Source organism: Actinotalea solisilvae (assembly GCF_016464425.1).
Classification (GTDB): domain Bacteria; phylum Actinomycetota; class Actinomycetes; order Actinomycetales; family Cellulomonadaceae; genus Actinotalea; species Actinotalea solisilvae.
In genome coordinates, this window is sequence record NZ_JADDKQ010000007.1 from 275529 (window position 1) to 288790 (window position 13262).

Genomic DNA, 13262 nt, shown 5'->3' on the forward strand with positions numbered 1-13262 from the left:
CCATGACCGAGCACACCGCACCCACCGCAGGCCTGCGCGTCGCCGTCGTCGGCGCGACCGGGCAGGTCGGCACCGTCATGCGCCGCCTGCTCGAGGAGCGCGACTTCCCGGTCGCGTCGATCCGCTTCTTCGCGTCCGCGCGCTCGGCCGGCACGACGCTGCCGTGGCGCGGCACCGACGTCGTCGTCGAGGACACGGCGACCGCCGACCTCGCCGGCATCGACGTCGCGCTCTTCTCCGCGGGCGGGGCGACGTCGAAGGAGCACGCGCCGCGGTTCGCTGCGGCGGGCGCCCTCGTCATCGACAACTCGTCCGCCTGGCGGCGGGACCCCGACGTCCCGCTCGTGGTGAGCGAGGTCAACCCCGGTGCGATCGCGCACGCGGTCAAGGGCATCATCGCCAACCCGAACTGCACGACGATGGCCGCGATGCCCGTGCTCAAGCCCCTGCACGACGAGGCGGGCCTCGTGCGCCTGGTCGTCTCGACCTACCAGGCGGTCTCGGGCGGCGGGCTCAAGGGCGTCGCCGAGCTCGAGTCCCAGGTCCAGGCGCTCGCGGGCGCCGACGTCGCCGCGCTCACGCACGACGGCGCCGCCGTCGAGCTGCCCGAGCCCAGCCTGTACCAGCGGCCGATCGCGTTCAACGTCCTCCCGCTCGCGGGCGCGGTCGTCGACGACGGCTCGCTCGAGACGGACGAGGAGCAGAAGCTCCGCAACGAGAGCCGCAAGATCCTCGACATCCCCGACCTGCGCGTGGCGGGCACGTGCGTGCGCGTCCCGGTGTTCACGGGCCACTCGCTCTCGATCAACGCGGAGTTCGCGCGGCCGATCACGGTCGAGCGCGCGACCGAGCTGCTCGCGGCGGCTCCCGGCGTCGAGCTCAGCGAGATCCCGACGCCGCTCCAGGCCGCGGGCCAGGACCCGAGTTACGTGGGCCGCATCCGCGCCGACCAGAGCGTCGACGAGGGCCATGGCCTCGTGCTCTTCGTGAGCAACGACAACCTGCGCAAGGGTGCGGCGCTCAACGCGGTCCAGATCGCCGAGCTCGTCGCGGCGCAGCGGCTCGCCGCCGTCTGACACGGTCGCCGGCGGTCCACGCGCCCCGACGGACGCTCGTGCACGCCACCGCGTGAAGGGTTGGTCGCGGCCGGCGCGACGAAGCCTTCACGGCGGGCCCGGACCGTCGCGGGTCGGCCGGCGGGACGTCGGTGACCGGGGTCTTGCGCAGGACGCCCTGCGTCCTCCGGGCCGCCCGGTCCCCCGCGCGTCTCGGTGGGTGGAGATTGCCCGGTCGGTGCCGGGTGAAGTCCCCGCACGTGGGCAGGGCCGATCGGGCGACGGGTGCTCGTGGGACGACCGTCGCCCGTCGAAGATCGTCGGAGCGGCTCCCCCCGGCCGCGGCTCCCCGGCCGGCCACCCACCGGCGCCGACAGACAGGCTCCCCGTGCGCACCTCGCGACCCCGGCACGCCCCCGTCCGCCCCCGCTCGACCCGCCCCGCGCGCGCGACCGCCCTGGTCGCGCTCGGCACGGTCGCCCTGGTCGGTGCGGCCCCCGCCGCCGCGATCGCCGCGGACGAAGCGGCGCCCGAGCCCGCCCCGGCCGACGCCGGCACGGACGCGCTCGCGCTCCCCGCCGAGGTGCAGGAGGACCAGGTCGTCCTCCCGTCGCAGGACGCCACCCCGGCGCCCGAGGCGCCCTCGGCCGCCGAGCCGACGTCGCCCGCCGAGCCCGCAGCGCCGGCGGACGCCGCCGACGCGCCTGCGGCCGGCCCTGCCGCCGTCGACCCGGCCGCGCAGGCGTCGACGGCCGACCCGGTCGCGGGCCCCGCGGTCTCGGCGGCGGACCCGGCGTCCTCGGACCTCACGCCCGACCCCGCCGCCGACCCGGCCCTGCACCCGGCCGCCGACCCCGACGCCGAGCCCGCGGACGAGCTCCTCGTCGAGGACCCCGAGGTCCCCGTCGAGGAGCCCTGCGTGACGCTCGAGTCGTGCTTCGGCACCGGCAAGTGGGTGCCCGGCCCCGCGGTGATGACGGCGGGTGTCACCGCGGCCGACGGCGCCCCGCTCGCGGGCGCGGTCCTCGAGATCGACGTCGTCGGCACGACGCCGGAGCCGGAGTGGACCGGCACGACCGACGCGTCGGGCGACGTGGCCGGCGGCTACCAGCTGGCGCCCTTCGCCTCCGCGACGGTCCGGATCGTGTCCGCGCCCGAGGGCGCGATGCTCACGGGCGTCACGTCGCAGTCGTTCGGGCCGTGCAGCGTGCCGTTCCTGTCGGGCGGCATGTGCACCTACCACTTCGACGCCGAGGTCGCCGCGGCCTACCGCGTCCTCGACCTCAGCGTCGTCACGACGTCCGGCGAGCCCGTCGAGGGCGCGACCTTCGAGCTCTGGGGACCGCCCGCCTCGCTCCCGGTCACCGACCTCGCGCTGCGGACCGCGGCCGCCCCGGCCCCCCTGGCCCACCTCGCGACGGCGACGTCGGGCGCGGCCGGCCGGCTGACCTTCGGCCCGGTGGCGCCCGGCGGGTACGAGCTGCGCGCGACCCACGTGCCGGCCGGCCTCCAGCTCCCGGTGGGCGCGATCCCTCTGACCGTGGCCGCCGTCGGGACGGTCGCCGAGGCGGACGTCGCGCTGGTCGTCCCCGTCTCCCTGCTCGCCGCCCCGGCGCCCGTGGTGACGCCGCCCGTGGCCGAGCCGGCGCCGGTGGTCGTGCCCGTCGCGGCCCCGGTCGAGGTGGTCGCCCCCGCCGCGCCGACCGCCGCGCCCGCTCGCCCGTCGGCTCCCGTGCGGTCCGCCGCGCTCGCCGCGACCGGGGCGGAGCCCGCGGGTCTCGTGGCCGTCGCGGCCGCGTTCCTCGCGCTCGGTGCCGCGGCGACCGCGGCCGCGCGCCGCGTGTCCCGCCGGGCCTGACGGTGGCCCCGCGACCGGGCCGGGTCCCCGTGTGGTGGCTGCGCTCCGAGCGTGCCGCCGCCGACCCGGTCGCGGGCGGCCGGACCGTCGTCGTGCACGCGGTCGCGACCGACGAGCGCCCCGACCGCGCCGTGGTCGACGTCGGGGACCTCCCGCCCGGCCGCGCCGCGAGCGCCGGCCGGCTCGCACGCCTCGAGATGCGTGCGGACACGCTCCAGCTGCTCCGGGTCGAGGCGCTCGGTGAGGCCGCGCTGCCCGAGCGCCGCGGGCCCGGCCTCGTGCTCGTGGAGCGGGTGCTGCGCGACGCCCCGGTGCGCGCCGAGCTCATGGCCTTCCTGCACGACGACGTCGCGCGCCGCGCCGAGGCGCTCGGGGTCGTGGTGCGTGAGGGGACCGTGCTGACCGCGGCCGACGCGGCACGGCTCGGCCTCGTGTCGACCGACCAGGTGGGCGCCGTCGGCTGGCGCGCGGGTACCGGCCAGGTGCTCGAGATCTACGTCGACCCCGCGCACCGCCGGCGCCGCGTCGCGACCCTCCTGCTGATCGCGGCCGAGGGCGCCGCCGCGGCGCGCGGCTGGCCGCGCCTGTGGGGCGGTGGGGTGCGGACCGCGCTGGGGGAGGCCATGCTCGCGCGCCTGCGCTGGGGCGTGGGCCGGCTCCAGCCGCTCACGGCGGTCGCGCCACCGATGACGCCCGCCGACGCCGCCGGCGTCCCGCGGCGCACCCTCGTCCCGTCGGACTGACGCGGACGCCTGCGGCCGCCTCGGGCGGACGCCGCCGACGCCGCCGGGCGAGGTCTCAGGCCGCCAGGCGGAGGAACGCCAGCAGCGCGAGGGTGCCCATCGCGACGAAGGCCCAGCCGTAGGTCGTGGCGGCGCCGCCAGCGCCGAGAGACACGTCCTGAGGGTGGGCCGGGTTCACGTGCACGGTGACCGGGTCGCCCACCTGCGGGCCGCGCAGCCCGCCGATCGGACCGGCCGAGAGCCGCGCCCGGAGGCGCGCGCCGTCGGGTCCCGGGTACTCGACGGTCACGCGGGTCGGCGTCGTCATCCACGACCGGTCGACGATGCGGCCGGCGACCGGGACGCGGTGCGGCGAGCGGGCCGACCGGATCATCGCGACGCCGCCGCCGACGAGCAGGAGGCCGAGCACGGCGAGGGGTGCGAAGAACACGCGCGGACCCTAGCCCGTCGGGAGCGCCGTCGTGCGCGCGTCCGCACCCTTGCGCTCCGAGCTGGTCCTGTGGTTCATTACTCATGTAATGAACCACAGAAGGCGACGGGGAGGAGAGGACCGTGTTCGACGGACGTGACCCGATCTACCTCCAGATCGCCGACCAGATCCGCGGTGACGTCCTCGACGGCACCCTCCGGGAGGAGGAGCAGGTCATGTCCACGACGCAGTACGCGACGACGTTCCGGATCAACCCGGCGACAGCGGCCAAGGCCTTCACGGAGCTCGTCGACGAGGGCGTGCTCTACAAGCGGCGCGGCGTCGGCATGTTCGTGTCGCCCGGCGCCCGCGAGCGGCTCGTCGCCGGGCGCCGCGAGCGCTTCCTCGCCGACGTCGTCGAGCCGCTCGCGGCCGAGGCGCGCCGCCTCGACATCCCGCTCGACGACGTCGTCGCGCACCTGCGCCGGCTCGCCGAGGCGCCCGCGGCCCCCGCCCCGACCACCACGACCCCGCAGGAGGGCCGATGAGCTTCGCCGTCGAGGTCCGCGACCTCACCGTCCGCTACGGCCGCACCACGGCGCTCGACGGCGTGAGCCTCACGCTCGAGCCCGGGCGCATCCACGGCCTCCTCGGCCGCAACGGGTCGGGCAAGACGAGCCTGCTGTCGGTGCTCGCCGCGTTCCGGCCCGCCACCTCCGGCACCGTCCTCGTCGACGGCGAGGACCCCTTCGAGAACCCGCGCGTCATGGCGGGCACGTGCCTCGTCCGCGAGAGCGGCGACCACCTGGACGACAAGGCGCGCGCGACCCTCGCGATCGCCGCTGCCGTGCGGCCCACCTGGGACGCCGAGCTGGCCGGCCGCCTCGTCGAGCGGCTGCGCGTGCCGCTCGACAAGAAGCCGGGCCAGATGTCGCGCGGCCAGCGCTCGGCGCTCGGCGTCGTCGTCGGCCTCGCCTCCCGCGCACCCCTGACCATGCTCGACGAGTCCTACCTCGGGCTCGACGCGCCCTCGCGCTACGCGTTCTACGACGAGCTGCTCGCCGACTACGCCGCTCACCCGCGCACGATCGTCGTCTCGAGCCACCTCATCGAGGAGGTCGAGCGGCTCTTCGAGCACGTCGTCATCCTCGACTCCGGCCGCGTGCTCATGGCCGAGGACGCGGACGACCTCCGCGCCCGCGGCGTGAGCGTCACCGGGCCGGCCGACGTCGTCGACACGTTCGTCGACGGGCGCCGCGTGCTCGACCGGCGGGCGCTCGGCCGCACCGCGCAGGTGACGGTCGACGGCACGCTCTCGGACGCCGACCGCCGCGCGGCGCGCGACCTCGGGCTCGACCTCGGTCCCGTCGCGCTGCAGGACCTCTTCGTCCACCTCACCACCGCGGGGGAGCGGTCATGAGCGTCGCGACACCGGCCGTCGCCCGCGTGGCCGGCCCGGGACCGCTCGCACGGCCCGCCGTGCGCGGGGCGCGCCTCGCGTTGCGCAGCCAGCTCCCGATCTGGGGCCTGTTCTGGCTGACGCTCGTCGCGATCGCCGCCGTGATCCTCGCGGTCACGCTGCGGTTCGCCGACGTCGAGCAGAGCGTGTGGAACTACCTCGGCGCCGGGACGCGGTGGTTCGCGTTCACCATGCTGGTGTTCCTCGTCACGGCCGGCGTCGGACCCTACGTCGCCCACGGCCTCACGCGCCGGGCCTTCGTGGGGCTCGTCGCGCTCGACGCCGGGGTGACCTCGGTCGTCTTCGCCGCGTGCTGGACCCTCGGGCACGCCGTGGAGGTCGCCGTGTTCCGCGCCCAGGGCTGGCCCACCGTCGTCGAGGACCATCTCTACGCCGACGGCGCACAGCTCGGGCTCGTCGCGCTCGAGGCGCTGCCCACCCTGCTGGTGTTCGCGGTGTCCGGCGCCCTCGTCGGGGCGGCCTACTACCGGGCCGGCGGCTGGTGGGGCACCCTCACCCTCCCGCTGACGCTCGCGCCGATCGTCCTCACCGAGGCGCTCCTCACCGGCGGGTGGATCGGTGACGCCGTCGCCGACCTCGGTGCGACCGTGCCGCTGGCCGTCCGGGCGCCCGCCGTCCTGCTCCTGGCGGGCGCCGGCCTGCTCGCCCTCCACCTCGTCCTCGGCCGTGCGGCGATCCGCCGCACGGGGAGCTGAGGAGGCCGCCATGGCGACGACCGTCGCGCAGCCCGTCCGACGCGGATCCGTCCTGCTCCGCGTCGTCCGGCCCACGCTGCGCGCCCAGGCGCCCGTGTGGGCGTGGTTCTGGGGCCTGCTCGCCGCGGTCGCGGTGGTGCTCTCCGGCTCGGCGGAGCACTACGGGCTCCGTGCGGGCGTGTGGGGGACCCTCGACACCGTGCCCCGCTGGTTCGCCTTCAGCCTCCTGGTCGGTCAGGTCGCCGCGGGCACGGCGCCCCACGTCGCGAACGGGCTGACGCGCCGGGCGTACAGCCGGCTGATCGGGCTCCTGGCGCTCGCGACCGCGGTGGCGGCGTCGGTGGTGTGGAGCCTCGGGCTCGCGGTCGAGAACTCGCTCACCAGCCGCGACCTCCCCGACCTCGTGCCCCTCGTGGCCGAGCACGCGGGCGCGACCGCCTGCTACGCCGTCGCCGGGGCGCTCGTCGGCGCGGCCTACTACCGCGGCGGCGCGTGGTGGGGGACCCTCACGCTGCCGCTCACCGTCGGGCCCGTCCTCGTCGTCGAGGCGTGGACGAGCACGGGCTGGCAGGGCGCCGTCGGTCGCGCCGCGGGACTCCCGCCCGCGCCGGAGGCGGTCGCGCTGCTCCTGCCGGTCCTCGTCGCCGGCGTCCTCCTCGTCGCCGTCGACCGCGTGCTCCGCCGCGCCGCCATCCGCACCGCACCGACCTCGGGCTAGGTCGCGAGCGAGGGCCGGCCCCCGGCCGCGCAGGCCCCGCACCCGGACCCGCCCCCGCCCGCACGACACGCCCGACACCGACCCCGTCGTCGGCGGCCCGCCGCCGCCGCGCGGCCTCGTGCACCCCGGACCACCCCGGTCCGGCCCGTCCACCCACCGCGCGGCCCCGCGCACCCGTCCCGCCCGCCCGCACCCACCGGAGGTCACCGTGACCCAGCTCCCGTCCGACGACACCGTCATCACGGTGTCCCACCTGCGCAAGGCGTACCGCGACAAGGTCGCCGTCGCCGACGTCAGCCTGAGCGTCCGCCGCGGCGAGGTCGTCGGCCTCCTGGGCCGCAACGGCGCCGGCAAGACGACGACGGTCGAGTGCATCGCCGGCCTGCGGGCGCCCGACGACGGCGTGATCCGCGTGCTCGGCCTCGACCCGGCCGCGGCCGGGCTCGCGCTGCGCGAGCGGCTGGCCCTCCAGCTCCAGGAGAGCGAGCTGCCCGCGCGGATCACGGTGCGCGAGGCGCTGGACCTCTACGCGAGCTTCTACGCCGACCCGGCCGACGTCGACGGCCTGCTGCGGGACCTCGGCCTCGCGGACAAGGCGGACGCGCAGTTCGCGAAGCTGTCGGGCGGCCAGCGCCAGCGGCTGTCCATCGCCCTCGCGCTCGTCGGCAACCCCGAGGTGGCGATCCTCGACGAGCTGACCACGGGGCTGGACCCGCAGGCGCGACGCGACACCTGGGCGGTGATCGAGCGGGTCCGGGACCGCGGCGTGACGATCCTGCTCGTCACGCACTTCATGGAGGAGGCGGAGCGCCTGTGCGACCGCATCGTCCTCGTCGACGACGGCCGCGTCGTCGCCTCCGGCACGCCGACCGAGCTCGCCGCCGCAGCCGCCGAGGGCGTCGTCCTGCGCTTCCGCGTCGAGGGCGGGGTCCCTGCAGGCCTGGTCGAGGCGGCCGCGGGCGCCGCCACGGCGAGCGTGTCGCCCGACGGCCGCGTCGAGGTCCGGGGCGGCGAGGCCGCCGTCCAGGACGTGCTGACGGCGCTGAGCGCCGCCGGCCTGCGCGCCGCCGACCTGCAGCTCGAGCGCGGCTCGCTCGAGGACGCCTTCGTCGCCCTGACCGCACACCCCCTGGAGGTCTGACATGAGCGAGACCCGTACCCACGGCACCCCGCGCACGCGCGCGGCGGCCACGACGACCCCGCGCACCGCGCCGCGGCGCACACCGCCCGGCGCGCTGCGCCGGCTCACCCTGGTCGAGGGGCGGCTGCTGCTCCGCGACCGCGGGACCGCGTTCTTCGGCCTCCTCTTCCCGGGGATCCTCCTCACCGCGCTCGGCCTCGTGATGCCGTGGGCGGACCAGCCCTTCGACCCCGACGACCCCGTGCTCGGCCGGGTCACCGCGATCACCGCCTACGCGCCCATCGTCCTGACGCTCGCGATCGGCACGGCCGCCCTGTCGACCTTCCCGACCGTGCTCGGCACCTACCGCGACAAGGGGGTGCTGCGTCGCCTGTCGACGACGCCCGTGCCGCCCGCGTTCGTGCTCGTCGCGCAGCTGCTCGTCGCGCTCGCGTCGATCCTCGTGGCGTCGGCGCTCGCCGTGGTGCTCGGCGCCGTGGTCCTCGGCATCACGCTGCCCTCGCGGCCGCTGCTGGTGGCGCTCGCCTTCGTCCTCGGCGCGACGTCGGCGCTCGCGGTCGGCTGCCTCATCGCGGCCCGGGCCCGCACCGCGGGCGCCGCGACCGCCGCCGGCATGGCCGCGTGGGTCGCCTCGATGTTCTTCGCAGGCGTGTGGCTGCCCCTGCCCCTCATGCCCGAGGTGGTGCGCGTCATCAGCGCGTGGACGCCCGTCGGTGCCGCCTCCCAGGCGATGGCGTCGGGCTGGTACGGCGACGGCGTGCCGCTGCAGGAGCTGCTCGTCATGGCGGCCTGGACGCTCGTGTGCGTCCCCGTCGCCGCGCGCACCTTCCGCTGGGCCTGAGCCCGGTGTCGGCCGGTACGGTCCCCGGCCTGTGAGTGCGGCGCGCGCGTCAGCGCGCGAACCACGGCGACGGCGCCTCGCCCCGCCCGGACGCCTCGACGAACGCGAGCGTCCGGGCGAGGCGCTGCACCGACGTCGGCGTGAGGTCGGACGGCAGGTCGTCCGGAGCGAACCAGGCGACCGCGAGGGACTCGTCGTCGGCGACGTGGGCCTCGCCCTCGACGGCCCGGCACCAGAAGCAGAGGTCGAGGTACTGCGCGCGGTCCCCGTTCGGGTAGGTGAGGGGGTCCGTGACGGAGACCGCCGTCAGCGCGAGGACCTCGACGGTCACCCCCGTCTCCTCGAGCACCTCGCGCGCGAGCGCGACGGCCGGCTCCTCGCCCGGCTCGAGGACGCCGCTGACGACCGCCCACCGGCCCGTGTCCGCGCGGCGGCCGAGCAGGACGCGGCCCGCGTCGTCGAGGACGACGGCCGAGACGCCCGAGAGCCACAGCGGGTCGGTGCCGACGCGGGCGCGCAGGTCGCGGATGAAGTCCGGCACCGGCATGACCGGCACCCTAGCGCCGGGACCGGCACACGAGAGGCCCCCGCCGACGGTGTCGGCGGGGGCCTCTCGCTCACGGTCGGGGTGACAGGATTTGAACCTGCGCCCTCTTCGTCCCGAACGAAGCGCGCTACCAAGCTGCGCCACACCCCGTGGAGCCTGACAAGGATAGCCCAGGCCGCGGGCCCCGGTGAAACCGGCGCTCGGGCGGGGGCCCGCGGCCGAGCGCCGGGCGGCGCGCCGCGTCAGTCCTCGCGCGCGACCAGCGTGAGGAGCGTGGCCTCCGGTCGGCACGCGAAGCGCACCGGGGCGTACGGGGAGGTGCCGAGGCCGGCCGACACGTGGAGCCACGTCGAGTCGTCCCCGCCGGGCCGGTCCGGCCGGGCCCCCGGCCAGCCGTGCAGGCCCTTCGCCCTTCCGCGGTCGAGGTCGCAGTTGGTCACCAGCGCCCCGTACCCCGGGACGCAGAGCTGACCGCCGTGCGTGTGGCCCGCGAGGACGAGGTCGGCCCCGTCGGCGTGCATGGCGTCGAGGACCCGGCGGTACGGCGCGTGCGTGACCGCGAGCCGGAGGTCGGTCGAGGAGCGGTGGCTCCGGGTGGCGGCGGGGACGTGGTCGCGGTCGAGGTGCGGGTCGTCCACGCCCACGAGCGACACGCGCCGCCCGTCGACCTCGACGACGTCGCGCCGGTTCGTGAGGTCCTTCCAGCCGGCGTCGCGCAGCGCGGTCGCGAGCTCGGCGGCCGGGAGCAGCACGTGGTCGCGGCGGCGCGTCCCACGGGCGTCCCGCCGCAGGTAGCGCGCCGGGTTCTTGGGGACGGGCGCGTAGTAGTCGTTCGAGCCCATGACGAACGCGCCCGGCAGGGCCATGAGCGGCTCGAGCGCACGCAGGAGCGCCGGGAGGGCGTCGACGTGCGCCATGTTGTCGCCCGTGTCGACCACGAGGTGCGGCTCGAGCGCGGCGAGCGAGCGGACCCACTGCACCTTGCGCTCCTGGTCGGGGACGAGGTGCAGGTCGCTCAGGTGCAGGACGCGCATGGGGTCCGCGCCCGTCGGCAGCACGGGCACGGTGACGCGGCGCAGCGTGAACCAGCGCGCCTCGACGGTCGCGTAGGCGAGCGCGCCGGCACCGAGCGCCGCGACCGTGCCGACCGCGCGCCCCCAGGAGGCAGGGCTCACGTCAGGGCTGCCCGCCGCCGCCGTTGCCCGGACCGCCGCCGTTGCCCGGGCCACCGCCGTTGCCCGGCCCGCCGCCACCGGAGCCGCCGCCGCCGGAGCCGCCGCCGCCGGAGCGGCCGCCGCCGGGGTTGCCGGTCTGGGTGACCCCGGCCGGGTCCGGACCGGCGGACAGGAGGATCGTGACGACCGACCCGCGCGTGGCCGAGGCGCCCGCCCCGGGGTTGGTCCCGGCGACCGTGCCCGCCGGGGCGTTCGAGAACACCGGCGTGGGGTCGGTGCGCGCCTGGAAGCCGGCCCCGGCCAGCGCCGCCTGCGCGTCGGCCTCGCTGCGGCCCGTGACGTCGGGGACGCGGACCTGCACGCCCTGGACCTGCGCGCTCTGCGGTGTCGCGAACTCCACGGCGGGCTGGCCTTCGAGCGCGCGGGTCATGAAGCGCACCCAGGTCGGCGCGGCGATCGTCGAGCCGTACGCGTTGCGCACCCACCGGCCGTTGACGGTCATGTTCTGCACGGGGCGCATGGCGTCGGGGTAGCCGACCCACACCGCGGACGCGAGCTGCGGCGTGTAGCCGACGAACCACGTGTACTCGTTGTGCGACGTCGTGCCCGTCTTGCCCGCGGACGGGCGGCCCGGGGGCGGGTTGACGTCCGACGCCGTGCCGTTCCACACGCCGCTGAGCGCGAAGTTGAGTGCGGCCGCGATCTCGGGGGAGAGCGCCTGGCGGCAGTTCGCCTGCGGCACGGGCAGCTGCACGCCGTTGGTGTCGACGACGCTCGTGATCGCGATCGGGTCGCACACGACGCCGTTCGCGGCGAACGCGGCGAACGCGGTCGCCATCGTCAGCGGCGCGATCTCGGTCGAGCCGAGGACGTTCGAGGGCCGGACGTCGACCGGGTTGCCGTCCGCCTTGTGCACGCCGAGCGAGGCGGCCGTGTCGAAGATCCCGCAGAGGTCGAGCTCGCTCGCCATCCGGACGTACCCGGAGTTGACGGACTTGCGCGTGGCGTCGAGCACGCTCATGACCCCGCCGGGGCCTTCGGCGTTGCCGAACTCCCAGTTGGGCTGCCCGTTGAAGACGGCGCCGCACGCCGGGGAGTTGAAGTCCCGCATCGGGTACTCCAGCTTCCGCGCGTCGATGACCTCGTTGAGGCTGTGCCCCTCCTTGAGCCACTGAGCGAGCGTGAAGGGCTTGAAGGTCGAGCCGGGGTGGAACCCGCCCGAGGACCCGTAGGCCTTGTCGGTGTTGTAGTTGACGGCCGTCTCGCCCGGGCCGACCACCTCGGCGCTGTTGTAGATCCGGTTCTGCGCCATCGCGACGACCTTGCCGGTGCCCGGCTCGACCACGGAGATCGCCGAGGCCACGCCCGAGGGGTCGAGCACGGGGATGCCGTTCTTGACCTCCTCGTCGGCCGCCTGCTGGTAGGCCGGGACGAGCGTCGTCGTGATCGTCAGGCCGCCGGTGAAGAGGAACCGGCCCCGCTCCTCGGGCGTCGCGCCGAACGCCGGGTCGTTGCGGATGATCTTCGTGACGTAGTCGCAGAAGTACCCGGCGTTGAAGACCGCGTTGGCCTCGACGCAGCCGAGCTTGGCGTTGGAGATCGCGAGCGTGGCCTCGATGGGCGTCGCGACGCCGAGGTCGTGCTCCTCCTGCGTGATGTAGCCCTCGCGGAGCATGAGGCCCAGGACGATGTTGCGGCGCTCCTGCGACCCGGCCGGGTTGCGCACGGGGTCGAACTCGCTGGGTGCCTTGGTGATGCCCGCGATCGTCGCGGCCTGGAGGTAGTTGAGGTTGAGGGCCGTCGTCGAGAAGAAGTACTGCGCGGCCGCCTCGACCCCGTACACCGAGAGGCCGAACTGGGAGATGTTGAGGTACGCCTCGAGGATCTCCTGCTTGGTCATGCGCTCCTCGAGCGAGAGCGCCGTCTTCGCCTCCTGCAGCTTGCGCGCGTAGCCCTGGATGCCCTCGCTCTCGCGCGCGGCGTCGATCGCGGCCGCACGCGCCTCGGGGGTGTCCGCCGTGAGCGCCGCCTGGATGAGCGCGTTCTTGACGTACTGCTGCGTGAGCGTCGAGCCGCCCTGCTGGTCGTCGCTCGTGAGGTTGCGCATGAGCGCTCGCGTCATGCCCTGGAGGTCGACGCCGCCGTGGTCGTAGAAGCGGCGGTCCTCCGTCGCGATGACCGCGTTCTGCATGTGGATCGAGACCTGGTCGAGCGGCACGACGATGCGGTTCTGGTTGTAGAACGTCGCGAGCACCGAGCCGTCGGCCGCGAGGATCGTCGACTTCTCCGACAGCGGCACCTGCTCGAGCTCGTCCGGCAGCTCGTCGAACAGCCGCACGGACGTCTCCGTCAGCGTGCTCGTGGTCGCCACGGCCGGCATGACGAGGCCCGCGGCGAGCAGACCGCCGACGCCCGCCATGAGGAAGAAGGCCAGGAGGAGCGCGAGGGCCTGGACAGCGTTGACCTGTCGGCCGCGGGCCCGGGCGGGCGCAGGGGACACCATGCTCCTCAGGGTACGGGAGCCGTCGCTCCGGCCGGGCGCTGGGATGTGGTCCCGCTGTGAAGGCTTGGTGTGGCACGCCTTTGGACCTACCTCGCAC

General features: G+C 75.9%; 13 protein-coding genes and 1 tRNA gene. 9 read left to right on the forward strand and 5 right to left on the reverse strand.

What is annotated here, in order from left to right; genetic code table 11:
* Positions 1-2 precede the first annotated feature (2 nt).
* From JIG38_RS08235 to JIG38_RS08245, 3 genes are all read left to right on the forward strand, one after another.
* Positions 3-1076: an aspartate-semialdehyde dehydrogenase gene (locus tag JIG38_RS08235; RefSeq protein WP_199423270.1), complete on the forward strand. Its 1074-nt coding sequence runs from the start codon at positions 3-5 to the stop codon at positions 1074-1076.
* A gap of 367 nt (positions 1077-1443) precedes the next feature.
* Entirely contained in the window at positions 1444-2913 is a 1470-nt protein-coding gene (locus tag JIG38_RS20975; RefSeq protein ID WP_199423271.1) for a prealbumin-like fold domain-containing protein, read from the forward strand.
* 2 nt (positions 2914-2915) lie between these two features.
* On the forward strand, positions 2916-3656 hold the full coding sequence (locus tag JIG38_RS08245; protein WP_199423272.1) for a GNAT family N-acetyltransferase: 741 nt from the start codon (positions 2916-2918) through the stop codon (positions 3654-3656).
* Between the two features lie 55 nt (positions 3657-3711).
* Here JIG38_RS08245 and JIG38_RS08250 read toward each other — a convergent pair whose 3' ends face one another.
* Positions 3712-4086, reverse strand: a complete 375-nt coding sequence (locus JIG38_RS08250) for a DUF3592 domain-containing protein (protein ID WP_199423273.1) — start codon at positions 4084-4086, stop codon at positions 3712-3714.
* Positions 4087-4208: 122 nt separating this feature from the next.
* Between JIG38_RS08250 and JIG38_RS08255 the strand changes: the two genes are divergently transcribed.
* The 6 genes from JIG38_RS08255 to JIG38_RS08280 all read left to right on the forward strand — a co-directional run bounded on the left by JIG38_RS08255 (position 4209) and on the right by JIG38_RS08280 (position 8940).
* On the forward strand, positions 4209-4613 hold the full coding sequence (locus JIG38_RS08255; RefSeq protein ID WP_199423274.1) for a GntR family transcriptional regulator: 405 nt from the start codon (positions 4209-4211) through the stop codon (positions 4611-4613).
* Entirely contained in the window at positions 4610-5485 is an 876-nt protein-coding gene (locus JIG38_RS08260; protein ID WP_199423275.1) for an ATP-binding cassette domain-containing protein, read from the forward strand. The genes JIG38_RS08255 and JIG38_RS08260 overlap by 4 nt, the downstream gene beginning before the upstream one ends.
* The gene (locus JIG38_RS08265; protein WP_199423276.1) at positions 5482-6240 is read left to right on the forward strand and encodes a hypothetical protein; all 759 of its coding nucleotides are present in this window, start codon (positions 5482-5484) and stop codon (positions 6238-6240) included. Before JIG38_RS08260 ends, JIG38_RS08265 begins: the two co-directional genes overlap by 4 nt.
* 10 nt (positions 6241-6250) lie before the next feature.
* Positions 6251-6958 carry a hypothetical protein gene (locus JIG38_RS08270; protein ID WP_199423277.1) on the forward strand — a complete coding sequence of 236 codons (708 nt, stop codon included), beginning with the start codon at positions 6251-6253 and terminating at the stop codon, positions 6956-6958.
* 208 nt (positions 6959-7166) lie between these two features.
* Complete coding sequence (locus JIG38_RS08275; RefSeq protein WP_199423278.1) at positions 7167-8099, forward strand: ABC transporter ATP-binding protein; 933 nt, start codon at positions 7167-7169, stop codon at positions 8097-8099.
* 1 nt (position 8100) lies between these two features.
* A complete protein-coding gene (locus tag JIG38_RS08280) occupies positions 8101-8940 on the forward strand; it encodes an ABC transporter permease (RefSeq protein WP_199423279.1) in 840 nt (279 codons plus the stop codon).
* Between the two features lie 49 nt (positions 8941-8989).
* Here JIG38_RS08280 and JIG38_RS08285 read toward each other — a convergent pair whose 3' ends face one another.
* The 4 genes from JIG38_RS08285 to JIG38_RS08300 all read right to left on the reverse strand — a co-directional run bounded on the left by JIG38_RS08285 (position 8990) and on the right by JIG38_RS08300 (position 13165).
* A complete protein-coding gene (locus JIG38_RS08285; protein ID WP_199423280.1) occupies positions 8990-9487 on the reverse strand; it encodes an NUDIX hydrolase in 498 nt (165 codons plus the stop codon).
* A gap of 76 nt (positions 9488-9563) precedes the next feature.
* A tRNA-Pro gene (locus JIG38_RS08290) sits at positions 9564-9637 on the reverse strand.
* Between the two features lie 92 nt (positions 9638-9729).
* Positions 9730-10662, reverse strand: coding sequence for a metallophosphoesterase (locus JIG38_RS08295; RefSeq protein ID WP_199423281.1), 933 nt, complete (start codon positions 10660-10662; stop codon positions 9730-9732).
* A 1-nt stretch (position 10663) separates the two neighbouring features.
* The gene (locus tag JIG38_RS08300) at positions 10664-13165 is read right to left on the reverse strand and encodes a transglycosylase domain-containing protein (protein WP_233404608.1); all 2502 of its coding nucleotides are present in this window, start codon (positions 13163-13165) and stop codon (positions 10664-10666) included.
* Between the last annotated feature and the right edge of the window lie 97 nt (positions 13166-13262).

What these genes read in the sequence shown, in the direction of transcription:
- JIG38_RS08235 (WP_199423270.1), top strand. Translation starts at nt 3, where the DNA reads ATGACCGAGCACACCGCACCCACCGCAGGCCTGCGCGTCGCCGTCGTC.
- JIG38_RS08260 (WP_199423275.1), top strand. Translation starts at nt 4,610, where the DNA reads ATGAGCTTCGCCGTCGAGGTCCGCGACCTCACCGTCCGCTACGGCCGC.
- JIG38_RS08265 (WP_199423276.1), top strand. Translation starts at nt 5,482, where the DNA reads ATGAGCGTCGCGACACCGGCCGTCGCCCGCGTGGCCGGCCCGGGACCG.
- JIG38_RS08270 (WP_199423277.1), top strand. Translation starts at nt 6,251, where the DNA reads ATGGCGACGACCGTCGCGCAGCCCGTCCGACGCGGATCCGTCCTGCTC.
- JIG38_RS08280 (WP_199423279.1), top strand. Translation starts at nt 8,101, where the DNA reads ATGAGCGAGACCCGTACCCACGGCACCCCGCGCACGCGCGCGGCGGCC.
- JIG38_RS08285 (WP_199423280.1), bottom strand. Translation starts at nt 9,487, where the DNA reads ATGCCGGTGCCGGACTTCATCCGCGACCTGCGCGCCCGCGTCGGCACC.
- JIG38_RS08300 (WP_233404608.1), bottom strand. Translation starts at nt 13,165, where the DNA reads ATGGTGTCCCCTGCGCCCGCCCGGGCCCGCGGCCGACAGGTCAACGCT.